Consider the following 15,100-nt stretch of genomic DNA (forward strand, 5'->3'; position numbering starts at 1 on the left):
GCTTGCGGTGTTAGCCCAGGCCTTGGCCCCAGACAGCGCACTGCGGGTCGAGTCCGACGAGATGGCGGCGCAGGGCCGTGCGCGCCAGGCGTTCGGTCTCGACCTTGCGCCGGGCGGCGGCCAGCGGATGGCTTGGCGCCGGCCGGACGATCTCGGCGTCGTATTCGTCGGCCACGATCACGCCGCAGCAATCGGGACGGAAGTCGGGGCCTTCCAGACAGGTGCGGTCAAGTTCAGGCGGCAGGCCCCAGAAGAACTTGTCGCAGAAATCGAGATAGTCGGGCCACTTGCCGTCACCCAGCAAGTCCGACCGGGCGGTCTTGATCTCGACGATGACGATATGGCCCTTGGCGTCGATCCCCATGAGGTCCGCTCGCCGCCCGTTGCGCAGCGGCATTTCGGGGAGAGCCCAGATGTCGTTGCGCGCAAATAGCCGGCAGATGCCGCGCGCCACCGCTGCCGCACGACGTTCAGAGAGTTCGGAGCCAAGAGCGAGACTGGGAGAATCGGCCATTCACCCAAAATGGAACAGATGTGGAACATGGTCAAGGTAGCGTCATGCACGGATCGTTAGGGGCCGCTGGTGCATGACTGCGTGCTCCAGGGTTTGAGGATGGTGCTGGAAGCATGGGCGTGCCTGCGCGGAACATTGCGAAACAGCTGGCCGCGCCAGTGGTCCAGCTGTTCACCAATCCCACCTCGGGATCGTATTCGCGCGAGCGCATTGCGGAGCTGGCGCGGTCGCTGGAGGCAGAGGGTGCGACTGTCCTTCACTGCGACAGTGGCGGTGACCCCGAGTTCGCCGAAACCGCCACCCACGTCTGCGTTGTCGGCGGAGATGGAACCGTGCGCCGCGTGGCTGGTGCGATGGCTCGGCAGACGCGTGCGGTTCCGCTCAGCATCTACCCTTCGGGAACCATCAACCTGCTCGCGCGAGAAGCGGAATATCCTGCCGATCCGCGCGCCTTTGCCCGGCTCGTCCTCCAAGGCCGCGCGGGGCGCCCGCACTATCCTGTCGCGCTGGGTGACGGGTTCTTCTTTTCTTGCGCCGGAGCAGGGCCGGACAGCTACGCGGTTGAGCGTGTCTCGTTGCCGCTCAAGCGGCGGATCGGGCGCCTCGCCTACGCTGCCGCGTTCTGTAAGTTGCTGTGGCATTGGCCGCGGCACTCCATTCGCCTCGAGGCCGAAGGCCGGGTGCTCGAATGCGAGGCGTTCTATGTCGCCAAGGGCCGCTATTACGCTGGCGCATGGAGCCTCGCCCGGGCGGCTCGCGTGCACGATCCGCTGTTGCACCTCGTCGCCCTGCCCAGGGCTCGGCGTCGCGACTATGCGCGTTTCGTGTTCGGCTTGATCTGCGGACGCGACGCTTCGCGCCAGGCGGGCGTGGTGAGCTTCACCTGTCGAGAGCTGACCGCCACGTGCAAAGTCGCGCTCCCGTTGCAGGCGGATGGGGACATCGTCGGCACGCTTCCGGCCTCGATGGCCGTCAGCGAAGTGCCGCTGGCCTTCTGTTAGGCGGCACCGGCGGGGTTGAGCAGCGCCATCACGGCGGCTCGGGCGTCGATGAATTCCTCCCACAGCGCCTGGGCGGCAGGCTTGGGATCGACTCCGCGCGCACTTACCGACAGCAGCGCGACGATACCGGGCTGCATGAAGGCGGAAATATCGGCGATGCCGTGTTCGGCGCGCTCCCGACGCCAGGGATCGGCGCCCTGCAACAGTTCGCCAATCTCGCGCCCGTCAGCGGAGGCCGGTTCGGTTTCGACTCGGGCAAGGGTTGCGACCACTCGGGCGGCCTCGGCCAGCGCCGTCCAGCGTAGCGAGGCTTCGAGCGTCTCATTCCGTCCCGGCACAAAGTTGTCGGGCGCGGCGTAGAAGGAGGGCGGCATGGCGTTCATCGCCTGCCGGGTTAGCGCTTCGCTGCTTGCGAATTGGTTAGCGCCCGAAGCCGGTTAGGCTCCGGGCACCGAATCTTACTGGCCTTCAGGCGGCGGACCGAACGGATCGCCTTCGTCATCGAGTCCGAGATCGACGTTGGCCCCGCCACCGTCCTTCACCAGGCGGTTGTTTTCCTCGCAGACGTATTCGCGAATCTCCCAGGTCTTCTCTCGGCGGAACGCGAGCTGTTGGACGTAGGGTTCGGTCAGCACGTCGGGGTCGGTGATAGTGGTCTCGATCCGCAGCACGTCGGGCTTATCAAGCCAGATCCTCTCCTGGATGCGCATTTTCTCGCCGTGGGGAATGCCGCCGGAAATGTCGGTCACCGGGCTGAAGCCGACCGTGTCGACAAGCAGCGTATCGCCGTCCCAGCGCCCGACCGAAGTGCCATTGAACAGGAAGTCCGGGTCTTCGGGCAGCGCGCGCCCGTCGGTGTAGATGCGCCGCGCCTGGGTGTAGGTTTCGGCGAAGATCGTCACGCGGCCCGGCGTGAACAGGAACTCGATCGGATAAGGCTGGCGCATGATCCCGGGCATGCCGGGCGGCAGGCAGCTTACCTGAGCAGACTGGTCGACGCCCTCGGCCGCCTGCTTCGCGCGGAACGCATCGAGTCGTTGCTGCGCGGCCGGGGTCAGCTTGGGCTGGGCCGGAGGGCCGCCCGCACCGCCGCCGAACAGCAGCGACCAGTCAGGCGCCCAGACGCCGGTGAAATCGGGTAATTGCTCCAGCGCGGTATAGCCTTGGCCTCGTGGAGGAGGGTTGTCCTGTGCCGGCGATGCCGTCGCCATCGCCAGGGCCGCGCCGCCCGCAAGCGCGCGCGCCATCAATGTCCAACCTTTCATTTGTCCCTCCCGCATTCTCTCTCTTTGCAAAAGATTGCGGTGCTCAGTGAGCCTAAGTCAAGCGGCGGGTTGATTATGTCCGATCTTTGCGGGAGAAGTACGGCAAGTGCTCTTCCAGATGGGGTGGGAGATGCGCAGGAGAGAGGACCAATGAACAAGACAACCCGCATGGCGATCGCCGCCGCGGCCGGGCTCGGTGCGCTTCTTGCCGTGCCCGCCGTCGCTCACCATTCCACCGCGATGTTCGACTGGGGCGTGCCGACCGAAATGAAGGGCGTCACCGTGGAGCGCTGGGTGTGGACCAATCCGCACACCTTCCTCTACGTCAAGGATTCGGCCGGCAATCGCTGGGCGTTCGAAGGCATGAGCCCGAACCACCTTTCGCGTTCCGGCTGGTCGAAGCGTTCGCTGACCCCGGGCGAAAAGATCGACCTGACTTACTACAAGCTCCGCGACGGCCGCCACGGCGGCTTCAACGTTACTGTCAAGCGCGCCAACGGCGAGTCTCTGCAACAGCTACCGGTGCGTATGTAGGTCCTGGCCGGCGCCCTGCCCACACATTGGCGCCGGTCAGGCCTTCGCCTTCTTCTTTTTCTGACCTGGGATCTTGGGGAGCTTGTGCTTCCCTTTTTCCTTCTTCGTCTTCTCGCCCTTGGCTTTCTTAGGCTTCTCGTCCGCTTTAGGTTCGAGGATTGCCGTGGCGAGCCTGCGGAGATCCGCCACGCGCGGCTTCACCTCGCCCGCCAGCACGGCCTGGGCGAGTTGTTCGAGCGAAAGCGCAGATGTGTCGATCGCGGGTTTCTTGGGTGGCGGCCGTTTGGCAGGCGCGACGTGCGCCGCCCCGTTGCCGCGCTTGCCGGTTGCCGCTGTTGCTGACCTTACCAATGGATGTCCCTCCGAAGCTCGACCCCGCGCTGAGTCTCGCGCCGAATCTCATCCGGGCAAGACTTTTGCCGCGCTCGTCACATGACCGTCATGCGGCGGTCATCAGCTTTAGGACGGGATTTGCGCCAAGCCACTCGGCTAAAACCCTGAGGTCCTGCTCGATTGCAGGCGAAGTAAGGTCGCGGAGCGAATTCCCCAGCCGCAAGATGAGATCGCCATCCGACAGGGTGAGCGAGCTGGCGGTGGGCGATGGGGGCACGCCGCCACCAAGCCTCAGGCACAGCCGCGTGGCGAGGCCCCAGCCGATCGCCTGCTTCAACTTCTCCTCGGGAGCCAGCCGCAAAAGGTCCGGCGTGATGATCTGCTTGCCGCAAGCGCCGAGCAGCGCTGCCGCGATCTGCGCGCGGCCGGCCATGTCCACCCCGATCCAGCGCTTGTGGAGCGCCCAGTCGAGCGAGTGCCGCACACGCAAGTTGGGCTCCAGCCGCACGGCGGAGAGTGCCAGCATCGTCGCGGCGAGGCGGAGCCGCTCAGCCTCGGGCTCCGCGTCCTGCGTCGCCGCACCTGCCGTCCATGCCGCGATCGCCGCGGCGAGAGGGGCTGAACTGGCGCGCGGCGCGACGAAATAGCTGATGCCTTCCAGCAAAGGATCCTTTGCCCGATCCTCTGGGCTCAACCGCTGATGAAGCAGCCCTTCGCGCAGACCCCACGATGAGAACACCAGATGGGTCGGCTGCAATTCGGCCAGCATGGCGCGCATGATTGCGGCCGCATCGGGCAGGGCGTTCGCACGCATGGCCGAAATGCGCGCTGTTTCCATCAGGATGCGCGGCTCGCTGCGGACCAGCTTCTTGGCGATACTGTCGGCGTCTGCGACATCCAGCTCAAACGTGTGCGGGTCGGTCAGCGGGTGCAGGGTGCTGCGCATGGTGTAGGTGGCGAAGGCGCGCCATGTCCCGCCGACCATGTAGAGCGGGCCTGGATGCGCGGCCGCCCATCCGGCCTTCTCGAAGGCTTTGTGGACCGCGCGCTTGAAAGCGACCGGACCCTTCTCCCTGAGGCCTGACAGGCGCAGGGTTCCGAGCGGCAGGCTTTCGCCATGGTGGGAACGGCCGTCTTCCACCGACACGAGCTCGAGGCTTCCGCCGCCCAAGTCCGCGACCACGCCGTGCGCATCGGGAAAGGCGCCGATCACGCCCCAGGCGGAGGCCTGCGCTTCTTCCTGGCCGGTGAGGACGCGCGGTTCGAGGCCGATTTCCCGCACCTGAGCCAGGAACGGCTCGGCATTCACGGCCTCACGAACCGCGGCGGTGCCGACGACGTCGATCCACTTCACGTCGAGATCGCGCAGGATCGCGGCAAAGCGGCGCAGTCCGGCCAGCGCGAGCCCGGCCGCCCGATCGGGAATACGGCCGGTATCGTTCAACTCACGGCCCAGCCGGGCGCTGACCTTCTCGTTGAACCAGACATCAGGCACCCGTTGCGAGCCCGAATAGACGACGAGACGTACGGTGTTCGAGCCGATGTCGACCACCGCCCGGTCCGGCGCCCCTCGGTCTAGCCTGAAGGCGTCGGAGCGTAGGAGCTCCTTCATTCTCTGCCCCGGCGCAAGTCGAGCCTCGGCACGCCGCCACGGCTGAGTGCGGCGCCGCGGCCGGAGAGGGAGGGGTTGGTCATGAAATACCGATGGCAATTGAACGGATGGTCGCTGTTTTCGATCCGGTGGTAGTTGCCACCCGAATCGAGCGCCCAGCTCTGCTCGGTATCGAGAAAATTCGCTACCATGACTTGGTCGAGGATCTGGTCGTGCACCGTCGCGTTGCGGATCGGGACGAGCGTTTCGACACGCCGGTCGAGATTGCGCGACATGGCATCGGCCGAGGAGATGTAGACCTTGGCCCGGCGGCTCGGCAGGGCATGGCCGTTGGCGAAAGCCCAGATCCGCGCATGCTCAAGGAAGCGTCCTACGATCGACTTGACCGAAATCGTCTCCGACAGGCCAGGCACGCCGGGCTTGAGGCAGCAGATGCCACGGACCACCAGGCGGATTTCCACGCCGGCCCGGCTCGCTTCGTAGAGTCGGTCGATCATGTCCGAGTCGGTCAGCGAATTGAGCTTCGCCCAGATCGCGGCCGGCTTTCCGGCCTCCGCGTTGGCGATCTCCTTGTCGATCAGCCCGTAAAGCGTCTCGCGCAAGTTGATGGGCGAGATCGACAGCTGCTCGGTCCGCTGGGGTTCGACATAGCCGGTGATGAAGTTGAACAGCTTGACCGCATCGCGTGCGAGGCTTTCGTCGGCGGTGAAGTAGCTGAAGTCGGTATAGATGCGTGCCGTCTGCGGATGATAGTTGCCGGTGCCGAAGTGGCAGTAGGTCCGGTAGGCCTGCTCTTCCCGGCGCACGATCATGGAAACCTTGGCGTGGGTCTTCCAGTCGATGAAGCCGTAGATCACCTGCACACCGGCACGTTCGAGCTCGGACGCCCAGTGCAGGTTCTGCTCCTCGTCGAAGCGGGCCTTGAGTTCGACCACGGCGGTGACCGACTTGCCCGATTCCGCCGCCGTGATCAGCGCCGCGATGATCGAGGACTGGTTGCCCGCGCGATAGAGCGTCTGCTTGATCGAGACGACGGAAGGATCCTTCGCCGCCTGGCGGATGAAGTCCACCACCGCTTCGAAGCTTTCGTAGGGGTGGTGGATGATCATGTCCTTCTCGCGGATGGCGGCGAAGCAATCGCCGTCATGCTCGAGAATGCGTTCCGGATAGCGCGGGTTGAACGGTTCGAACTTGAGGTCGGGCCGGTCTTCCTCGACCACACCGGCCAGGCCGCCGATGCCCAGCATGCCGTCGGTCTTGTTGACCAGCGTGTCGGGCAGGGCGAGCTGTTCGCGCAGGATCGCCTCGGCCTCCGGCGCGCAATCGCGGTCGATCTCCATCAGGATCACCCGTCCGCGCCGCCGACGCTGGATCGCGGTGCGGAAGTAACGGACCAGGTCTTCGGCCTCTTCCTCCAGCTCGATATCGCTGTCGCGCAGCACGCGGAACACGCCATCGCCTTCGACCTGGAAGCCGGGGAACAACAAGTCGGCAAAGCGGCAGATCACGCTCTCGATCGAGACGTAAGTCGCTTCGTCACCCGGAATGCGCACGAACCGAGGGATCGCGTTGGGAATCAGCACCATCTCGACCAGTCGCGCGCCGTCCCTGATCCGCGTCAGGCTGAACAGCACGCCGATGCCCTGATTGGCTACGAACGGGAACGGGTGGGCCGGATCGATCGCCTGTGGAGTGACCACGGGCACGACGTAATCGATGAAATACTGGCGCAACCACGCGGTCGCCTGGCTGTCCATGTGCCGCTCGTCGACGATATGGATGCCCTGGTTATCGAGCAGCGCCCGCAACTCCGCGAGTGCGCGCTGTTGCATGTCGACCAGCTCGCCGATCTTGGAGCGGACCGCGGCGACTTGCTGCTGCGGGGTCTTGCCGTCGATCGAAACCTCGTCGACGCCGCTGCGCACTTGTCCGCTCAAGCCGGCGACGCGGATCATCATGAATTCGTCGAGGTTGCTGCCGGAGATCGCCAGGAACCGCAGCCGTTCGAGCAGGGGATAGCTAGGCCTGGTCGCCTCCGCGAGCACGCGCTCGTTGAACGAGAGCCAGCTCAGTTCCCGGTTGAAGAAGCGGTCGTTTATGTCCGGACGCTCCACCGGGTCGAAACTCGAAACGGCGCTAATCATTGTCGTCCTTGGCGGGGGCTATGAGGAGCTACCCCTGTGTGAGACGTCGATTGCACTTTTGTGACATCTTCGCGGCATCAAGGCCAGTGGCTTAACTAAGGGCAAGATTGCGGGCGACAGAGACCTTAGCAAGGCAACCCCTTGCGATACGCTCCGCCAGATCTGGCGGGACGAACAGATAACCGGGAACCAATTGCAATTGGCGCTTAGTCGAAGCGGAGCGCTCAAGAGGTCTCCGTTTCGATACAAAAATCGAGACATTCCACCGGCATTTGGGTGCAAGGGGCTAGATCTTTTTTAAGTTAACCAAGTTGTAATGAATATTACGCGCCAGATATGTCATCGTATTTTCAATACGAAAGAAACTCTGAAACTATAGGCAAACATTATTTATGGTGTTTTGGGCATAATGGGTAAATTAAGTCTTTTGGTCTAGTATTATTACGTATTTCAATCTTACTATGCGGATTTAACGGTCGGTCGCGGGACCTATGGGAACCGAAGACTAAACCAGGAGATTGACCATGAAGTTCTTCAACAACCTGCTCCGTGACGAACAGGGCGCGACCGCCATCGAATACGGCCTCATCGCCGCCCTCATCGCGGTTGCCGCGATGACCGCGATGGGCACCATCGGCAGTGAACTCACAAACACCTTCACCTCGGTTGGCGACACGCTTGAGAACGCAAACGGGGCATAATCGCATTAAGCCGAGTCTCGGCTCGCAGAAGGAGGCGGCAGGGCGACCTGCCGCCTCTTTTCATTGCCAGCAGCAGGCGCTTGAGAGCATCCTCGGTCTTGCGCGGAATTTGAGAGCAAGAAACGGGACGCCGCGCGAAGGATCGACTGCCAAAACGGTCTTGTGATGACCAACCACAAAGCTCTCCAGCCTGGCGAACCCGCCCGCAACCCTCAAGCCACCCACGCACGTATCGCGACCTACGATTGGGATGCCATCGCCGCCGATCTCGACCGCGAAGGCTGGGCCGTTCTGCCCGGTCTGTTCGAAGACGGCGACTGCGATACCATCGCCGGCCTCTACGGACCGAGCGACACCTTCCGCAGCCAGATCCACATGGCACGCCACGGCTTCGGCCAGGGCGAATATCGCTACTTCGCCTATCCGCTACCGTCGCTCATAGAAGCGACACGCACCGCGCTCTTTCCGTACATCGCCCCGATCGCCAACGGTTGGCACGAGCGCATGGGGTTGGAGGCGCGTTTCCCGAACGAACATGCCGCGTTCCTGAAACGCTGCCATGAGGCCGGCCAGCGTCGCCCTACGCCTCTGCTGCTCGAATATCGGGCGGGCGATTATAACTGCCTTCATCAGGACCTATACGGCGAGCACGTCTTTCCCCTGCAAGTCGCCGTGTTGTTGTCCGAACCCGGTGAGGACTTCACCGGCGGCGAATTCGTGCTGACCGAGCAACGTCCGCGCATGCAATCGCGTGCGGCTGTGGTGCCGCTGGGCAAAGGCGATGGCGTGCTTTTCGCGGTCAACGCCCGCCCGCATCGGGGCTCGCGCGGAGACTATCGCGTCAACCTGCGCCACGGTGTCAGCAAAGTGCGGTCGGGCAAGCGCCACACGCTGGGGATCATCTTCCACGATGCTGCCTGACTTTCCGCAAGGCGCTCAAAGCATGACCGAGATACAAGAAGCCGCCGCCATCTCCAAGGAGAGTGGCGCGTTACATCTGACGAGAAGAGGCGCTCAGGCCGACAGCGAACGTCGTTCGCGGTTCCGAGCTCAAATGGTGCACCCGACAGGATCATAACTAAGTTTTCGGGGTCTTTCGCCGCCCTTCGTATTTACGATATGAGGCGGAACATCTGATCTGTGTATGTTTCGCATTCGTTCGTTGGCTTTCGTCAGCTACCGCGCTAAAGTGTGGGAACGAGTGAGGGAGCGGCATGGGTAATCTGACGGCGCTTGGGGTAAAGAATGCGAAGCCCGGTCGCCATGGTGACGGGGCGGGTCTCTATCTTCTTGTGAAACCATCCGGTGCCAAGTCATGGCTTCTCAGGGTGCAGAAAGGCGGTAAGCGGCGCGACATTGGTCTGGGCTCGCTAGCTGCGCTCTCCCTGGCCGAAGCGCGCGAGAAGGCGGCAGAACTTCGCAAGCACGCGCTAAATGGTCGTGACCCCATTGCGGAACGCGATCGGGATAACCGTCCTACTCCAACCTTCCGTGAAGCCACGAAAGACACGCACGAAGCGTTGAAATCAGGCTGGATTGCGAAGAATGCAGCCGTCTTCCTGAAGTCTCTTGAAACCTACGCCTACCCGAAGCTTGGCGGCCTGAAGGTCGATACGATCGATGCGTCGCATATCCTGGGTGTGCTGACACCAATCTGGACAACGAAACCAGAGTTGGCGCGCAAGCTTCGAATGCGGATCGGTCAGGTGCTGAACTTCTCCCACTCGAAAGGATGGCGTTCGGCAGAAGCACCCGGGAAAGCCTTGTCCGTGGGACTGCCACGGCAGCCGAAAGGCAAGAACTTTGCGGCCATGCCGTACACTGAGGTCCCGACCTTTGTCGGAGATCTTCAGGCCGGCACGCCGACCAGCGGACGTCGTGCGCTGTTATTCTTGATCTTCACTGCGGCTCGGCCCGGAGAGGTCCGTTTCGCACGCTGGGGTCAGATCGATTTCATCAAGCGCGACTGGAATCGGCCTGCCGAAATCATGAAGGAACGGGAGCCGCATACGATCACGCTGAACAGCTCGGCCATCGCTCTGCTGGAAGAGATCAAGGCCGGCCGTACGCCTAAGCCTGTTGATCTGATCTTCCCTGGTCCACGAGGCAATCCGCTCTCGGATATGACCTTGCGCAAGGTACTTCGAGACGCCGGTCAGCAATTCGACGCGCACGGCTTCCGCAGTTCGTTTCGCGACTGGGCTGCCGAACGGATGCACTCGATACCCGACGCAGTAGCCGAGGCTGCTTTGGCCCATGCCGTGCTCGATCGTGTGGTCCGTGCTTACAAGCGGACCAAGTTCCTTGAGATGCGCCGCAAGCTCTTGGAAGCGTGGGCACAATACCTATGAGGAACCCTCGATCCGTACAGAACTTAACGCGGTCGGAGAACCTGTGATGGCTATAGATGCTTCAGTCGATTCTTGGCTCGCGAGGTCATTCTGGCCTTGGCCACTGGCGCTCGCATACAGCCAGTTGAAGGATCGGGAAGCCGCCTTGTGGGCAGCCGTAGAAGTGTTCGAGACATATCCGCAGCACGGCTCGATGGCGGATTACATCGGAGTTGGCGCGGTCGGCCGTGTCCATGAGGTAATTACGAAAGGACAGGACGTCCGGCTCCTTGAGGAAGAAACCCTGCGATGCCTTGAAATGCCGCTCCTCGCGATGATTGGCTCAGGCCGGATTGTCGCACAGGGCCGCAAGTCGCCCGTCTCGCTTTTGGAGGAAATCAGGGCGTCTGACTGGGTGGGTGCTGAAATCGACAGCGAGGGCACATGCGACCTCGTCAAAGCTGGATGGCGCGCGAAGGCGCACAGCTTCGAAGCCATATTGGGCGAACATGAGCGTGTCGTATGGTTTTACGATGTCCATTTGCCTCGCGACGCGATGCTGAAAGCTTTCGGTGCCTCAGCAGATGACTTCCTGCCGCCGGCGCAACAAGCCCCCAAGGCCTGGACACAAGATGAGTTTAAAGCAGCGATTGCCACCTGTGCCATTGCCGACCGAGAGCGGGCATGGCGCGAAGAGTTTGGACCCAAGTGCGAAGAGCATGGCTGGAGTAACACAGCCTTTCGGGCGCTCTGGTCCGAAGCGCGTGGCACAAAGGGGATGACCGGACGGCCGCCCAAACCCGCGTAAGAACGCGCGCAATGTCCGCCCAACGCGTGTTTCCCTGCGGATTTTCAGCCTGACAATTTCGCAGTCGCCCGCTGGCTTTCCAGCGAAAAGGAGGCGACGCATGGAACCTATCACGATCACAATCGCCGACGCCAAGAAGGCAACCGGCCTGGGTGTCACCACAATCTATGACCTGATCGGCCAAGGTAAACTTGAGACCGTCAAGGTGGGCCGGCGTACGCTGGTCAAAACCAAGAGCATTCGCGTTCTGCTGGGCGAGGCCGCTTGAGCGGTGCAGTGTCAGCAAGGGGATCGCGCCCCTGAAACGCGAAGGGAGCGCCCTCGGCTGGCACCGCGCGCTCCCCTCATCGAAACTGCCTTAGAGGGCTTCAATCTCGATGGCTTCAACGTAGAGGAAACGCGTCGCTGGGGCAGCGCCTCGCTATTCGCGTTTCAACGTTGGGCGAATGAGTATCGGCATGGTTGGCGCTGTACCGATCGTGACGAGGCCAACAGACAAAATGCCTTGGCGAGCTATCGCCGGGACGGTGGGCGATGAGCGCGCTTCCCCCGAACGATCACCGAAAGCTGGTCGGCATACTCTCCAGGCTCGCCTCCGACGCCGAAGGCGAACGTGCTGCAGCGGGGCCTCTCGCCTCCCAAGTGATCGCACGGCATGGGGTGAGCTGGACGGACCTCCTCTCTCGTCCAGCCACACCGGATAACGAGAAAGCGCAACGTCGTGCTCGGTATCCGGGCCGATCAGGTGCACCCGCACCGGCCGAATTGCTGCGTGATCATCAGCGCGAGGCATGGCTGCTCCTCGTCTCGGGCTTCGAATGGACCGACTGGGAGCGGGGATTTCTCAGTGACCTCCGTGCGCTCTCGTTCACGATTTCCGTCAAGCAGCGGACAAAGCTGCGTCAGTGCCGCTGCAAGGTGGATGCCTGGCGGGAAAGGGAAGCGGCATGAGGACTCTTCTCGACCTCGATCAGATCCGCGAACAGCACGCGCTGCCTTCCGTTGCTGCCGCCACGATCAAGCTGCGGAAGTGTGGCGTGGAGTGGAAGGGCTGCTGTCCTTTCCATTACGACAGGTCGCCGTCCTTCACGATCTTTGACGGCGGCAGGCGGTATCAATGTTTCGGCTGCGGCGCGTCAGGTGACGTTCTCGATTTCGTACGAAGCCTCCACGGTGTGGGACTGCGCGAAGCGGCTCAGATGCTCACTGGACGGGAATTGCCCTCAATAGAGATCGAGCCGGCGGCAACAGCGGCCAAGGAAGACAGGCTTGAGGAAGCCCGCTCTATCTGGCGGAGTGCGGGTCCCGCATCCGGCACGGCCGCCGAGACCTACCTTCGCTCACGCGGACTTCACCTTAGCATTCCGCCAACGATCCGCTTTGCAAGGTTGAGGTACGGGAAGAGTGGTCCGGAGCACCCCTGTCTGATCGCCGCAGTGGCGGGACCAGATAACAAGCTGAGTGGTATTCAGCGAACCTACCTGAATGCCGCCGGCACCGGGAAGGCGGCCGTGCCCAAGCCGAAGCTGAGCCTCGGGCGTGTATCGGGAGGTGCGATCAGGCTGGCTCCTGTGGCAACGTCGCTCGTCGTCTGTGAGGGCCTCGAGGATGGCTTGTCCCTTCAGCAGGAACTCGGACGCACGGTCTGGGTAGCTGCGGGAGCCTCGATGCTTCCGGCCATGCGGTTCCCCGACATCGTTACGTCGGTCGCCATTGGCGGTGACAATGACGAAGCCGGTCGCGCGGCAGTTCGAAAAGCGGCGGAAACATTCACTGCCCGCAGCCTTACGGTCCGGACCTTTTTCCCGATCGGCGGCAAGGATTTCAATGCAGAGCTAATGGGGGCGTTCGCATGACCGCGGCGACAATCAGGGAGGCGTTCTCGAACGCTGAAACCGTAAATATCTGGCCGTTACCCGACATGAGCGTGCTCAATGCTGGTCGCCGCTCACCCGTCGTCATGCCCGGCGACCTATTCGGTCCGGCCTGGCCGTTGTTGAAGGACATCGCCGAAGGTAGTTGCTCGCCAGTCGACTACCCGGCTGCAGGTTTCCTGTCGGCCTGTGCCAGCCTGATTGGCGGCAAACGCAAGGTTCGCCCCTACAAAACTTCTACCTGGACGGAGCCCTGCATCCTCTGGGTCGGAACGGTCGGTGACCCTTCCGCGCGGAAGTCGCCGGCGCTTGATGCAATCACGACGCCGCTGCGTGAAATAGAGCGCGACCATGCCGAAGCCCACAAGGGTGCGCTGAAGCTTTGGCAGGAGCAAGACACCCGAGCCAAGGCCGCGCGGAAGGAATGGACTGAGACTGTCGGTAAAGCGGTGAAGAACGGTGACGACGCGCCAGCTATGCCGGATGCTGCGGTAGACCCTGAAGAGCCACACCGGCGGCGCACGCTGGTGATGGACGCTACCCCGGAAGCCATTGGTTCGCTTCTCGCGGGGAATCCCCAGGGCACCCTTCATTTTCGCGACGAATTGGCAGGATGGTTGATGAGTTTCGACCGTTATTCCCCAGGGGGGCGGGAGTTCTGGCTCGAGGCGTATGGTGGACGTCCGTTCGTTATCGACCGGAAGGGTGCGAAGGGCCCTCTTTCCATTAGCTTCAACGGGGTTTCAGTGCTTGGAGGCATCCAGCCGGCCAAGCTCGCCGCCGCATTGTTGGACTCCCCCGACGATGGGCTGGTCGCGCGGTTTCTCTGGGCGTGGCCGGACAAGCTCGGTGCGTTCCAACGTCCGCGTTCGATCGCGGACATGAACGCGCTGGAAAGCGTCTACCGTCGACTTGAGTGCCTTTCCTGGGGCGTCGATGGCGAAGGCAGGGAGATCGCCGTCACGATCCCCCTTTCCGAACCTGCGGCTGACATCTTCGAAGAGTGGCAACGCGACAACGCATCAGTTGATGACGATGCTTCGGCGCTGCTGAAGTCGTTCGTGGGGAAGATGGATGGAACGGTTCTCCGGCTCGCCTTGATCGCTGAACTGGCGGCATGGGCATGGCACGGCGGCGCTGAACCTTCCGAAGTGTCCACTAGCGCGCTCATAGCGGCCGCCGGTTGGGTTGATGACTACGCTAAGCCAATGGCCGAGCGGGTATATGGGGACGCTGCGTTGCCGGTAGCCGAACGCAACGCGTCAGTGCTGGCGAAGTACATTCGCAAGGTCGGCCTCCGATCGATCAACAAACGTGAACTCAAGCGGTCGCCTCACAAATCCAAGCTGCCAGGTTTGAGGGAAGCCCAAGCCATGGACGCGGCCGTCGAACTTCTCGTGGACGCCGGCTGGCTGCTGCCAAATCCCAGCCGTGAAGGCTCGAATATTGGGCGTGAGCGGCAGGATTACATGGTCAATCCGGCTGTCTCAGGAGATGCTCGATGAGCTGGCGTGATTACGCAAAACAAGTCCAGGAGACCCGGGACGTTAGGGACAATAGGGACGATAGAACAGCTATTGGCTCTAACGTCCCTATTGTCCCGCCCCTTGATCCGGCTCGCGCGGTGAAGCTAGCCCGCAACCATCTAGCCTCCCTCGATCCGGCCAGACCGATGCATGGTCTCTCGCCACTGCGATGGAAGCAGCTGTTTTACGATGCGACCTGGTTGCTGGACGGTTTCGGGCAAGCTGCATTTCGGGATGGTTGGACGGTCAGTGAACTGTTCGGCCTGTGGTGGAGCTGGGACTGTGACGTTCTCGCACTCAAGGACGGCTGGGGCGGTATTGCAGACCGGCTTCAAGGTTCCCGCTCGCTCAAGATGACAGCAGACCGTGCACACTGGCGGCGGATGTTTTCCGGCGAACGCGATCAGTTCAATCGGACCGCTCATCTCGATCTCAAACCACTTTGGGAGGGACTCTGA

17 protein-coding genes are annotated in these 15,100 nt (G+C 62.5%); 11 read left to right on the forward strand and 6 right to left on the reverse strand.

Annotated elements, in window-relative coordinates; translation table 11 throughout:
• Positions 1-10: 10 nt before the first annotated feature.
• On the reverse strand, positions 11-514 hold the full coding sequence (locus ASD76_RS13920) for an MmcB family DNA repair protein (protein ID WP_055924089.1): 504 nt from the start codon (positions 512-514) through the stop codon (positions 11-13).
• Between the two features lie 113 nt (positions 515-627).
• On the opposite strand from ASD76_RS13920, the gene ASD76_RS13925 reads away from it, so the two are divergent.
• A complete protein-coding gene (locus ASD76_RS13925) occupies positions 628-1,515 on the forward strand; it encodes a diacylglycerol/lipid kinase family protein (RefSeq protein WP_055924092.1) in 888 nt (295 codons plus the stop codon).
• Here the strand turns inward: ASD76_RS13925 and ASD76_RS13930 are convergent.
• A complete protein-coding gene (locus ASD76_RS13930) occupies positions 1,512-1,889 on the reverse strand; it encodes a hypothetical protein (protein WP_156457726.1) in 378 nt (125 codons plus the stop codon). The genes ASD76_RS13925 and ASD76_RS13930 overlap by 4 nt on opposite strands.
• An 84-nt stretch (positions 1,890-1,973) precedes the next feature.
• Positions 1,974-2,780, reverse strand: a complete 807-nt coding sequence (locus ASD76_RS13935) for a hypothetical protein (RefSeq protein ID WP_156457727.1) — start codon at positions 2,778-2,780, stop codon at positions 1,974-1,976.
• Between the two features lie 150 nt (positions 2,781-2,930).
• On the opposite strand from ASD76_RS13935, the gene ASD76_RS13940 reads away from it, so the two are divergent.
• Complete coding sequence (locus tag ASD76_RS13940; RefSeq protein WP_055924102.1) at positions 2,931-3,314, forward strand: DUF6152 family protein; 384 nt, start codon at positions 2,931-2,933, stop codon at positions 3,312-3,314.
• Between the two features lie 36 nt (positions 3,315-3,350).
• Here ASD76_RS13940 and ASD76_RS13945 read toward each other — a convergent pair whose 3' ends face one another.
• From ASD76_RS13945 to ASD76_RS13955, 3 genes are all read right to left on the reverse strand, one after another.
• Entirely contained in the window at positions 3,351-3,665 is a 315-nt protein-coding gene (locus tag ASD76_RS13945; RefSeq protein ID WP_055924105.1) for a hypothetical protein, read from the reverse strand.
• An 88-nt stretch (positions 3,666-3,753) separates the two neighbouring features.
• A complete protein-coding gene (locus tag ASD76_RS13950; RefSeq protein ID WP_055924109.1) occupies positions 3,754-5,259 on the reverse strand; it encodes a Ppx/GppA family phosphatase in 1,506 nt (501 codons plus the stop codon).
• Positions 5,256-7,403 (reverse strand): RNA degradosome polyphosphate kinase, encoded by a 2,148-nt coding sequence (locus tag ASD76_RS13955; RefSeq protein WP_055924112.1) that lies wholly within the window; start codon positions 7,401-7,403, stop codon positions 5,256-5,258. Before ASD76_RS13955 ends, ASD76_RS13950 begins: the two co-directional genes overlap by 4 nt.
• 524 nt (positions 7,404-7,927) lie before the next feature.
• Between ASD76_RS13955 and ASD76_RS18020 the strand changes: the two genes are divergently transcribed.
• From ASD76_RS18020 to ASD76_RS13995, 9 genes are all read left to right on the forward strand, one after another.
• Positions 7,928-8,104, forward strand: a complete 177-nt coding sequence (locus ASD76_RS18020; RefSeq protein ID WP_082553848.1) for a Flp family type IVb pilin — start codon at positions 7,928-7,930, stop codon at positions 8,102-8,104.
• Between the two features lie 165 nt (positions 8,105-8,269).
• On the forward strand, positions 8,270-9,025 hold the full coding sequence (locus ASD76_RS13960; protein WP_082553849.1) for a 2OG-Fe(II) oxygenase: 756 nt from the start codon (positions 8,270-8,272) through the stop codon (positions 9,023-9,025).
• A gap of 293 nt (positions 9,026-9,318) precedes the next feature.
• On the forward strand, positions 9,319-10,455 hold the full coding sequence (locus ASD76_RS13965) for a tyrosine-type recombinase/integrase (protein WP_082553850.1): 1,137 nt from the start codon (positions 9,319-9,321) through the stop codon (positions 10,453-10,455).
• A gap of 46 nt (positions 10,456-10,501) precedes the next feature.
• On the forward strand, positions 10,502-11,242 hold the full coding sequence (locus tag ASD76_RS13970) for a hypothetical protein (protein ID WP_156457728.1): 741 nt from the start codon (positions 10,502-10,504) through the stop codon (positions 11,240-11,242).
• A gap of 100 nt (positions 11,243-11,342) precedes the next feature.
• The gene (locus ASD76_RS13975; RefSeq protein WP_055924122.1) at positions 11,343-11,510 is read left to right on the forward strand and encodes a helix-turn-helix domain-containing protein; all 168 of its coding nucleotides are present in this window, start codon (positions 11,343-11,345) and stop codon (positions 11,508-11,510) included.
• A 266-nt stretch (positions 11,511-11,776) separates the two neighbouring features.
• On the forward strand, positions 11,777-12,193 hold the full coding sequence (locus ASD76_RS13980; RefSeq protein ID WP_055924125.1) for a hypothetical protein: 417 nt from the start codon (positions 11,777-11,779) through the stop codon (positions 12,191-12,193).
• Entirely contained in the window at positions 12,190-13,098 is a 909-nt protein-coding gene (locus ASD76_RS13985) for a CHC2 zinc finger domain-containing protein (RefSeq protein WP_055924128.1), read from the forward strand. The genes ASD76_RS13980 and ASD76_RS13985 overlap by 4 nt, the downstream gene beginning before the upstream one ends.
• Entirely contained in the window at positions 13,095-14,621 is a 1,527-nt protein-coding gene (locus tag ASD76_RS13990) for a DUF3987 domain-containing protein (RefSeq protein WP_055924131.1), read from the forward strand. The genes ASD76_RS13985 and ASD76_RS13990 overlap by 4 nt, the downstream gene beginning before the upstream one ends.
• Positions 14,618-15,100, forward strand: coding sequence for a hypothetical protein (locus ASD76_RS13995; RefSeq protein WP_156457729.1), 483 nt, complete (start codon positions 14,618-14,620; stop codon positions 15,098-15,100). The genes ASD76_RS13990 and ASD76_RS13995 overlap by 4 nt, the downstream gene beginning before the upstream one ends.

The organism is Altererythrobacter sp. Root672, from assembly GCF_001427865.1.
In the GTDB taxonomy this organism is placed as follows: Bacteria; Pseudomonadota; Alphaproteobacteria; order Sphingomonadales; family Sphingomonadaceae; genus Croceibacterium_A.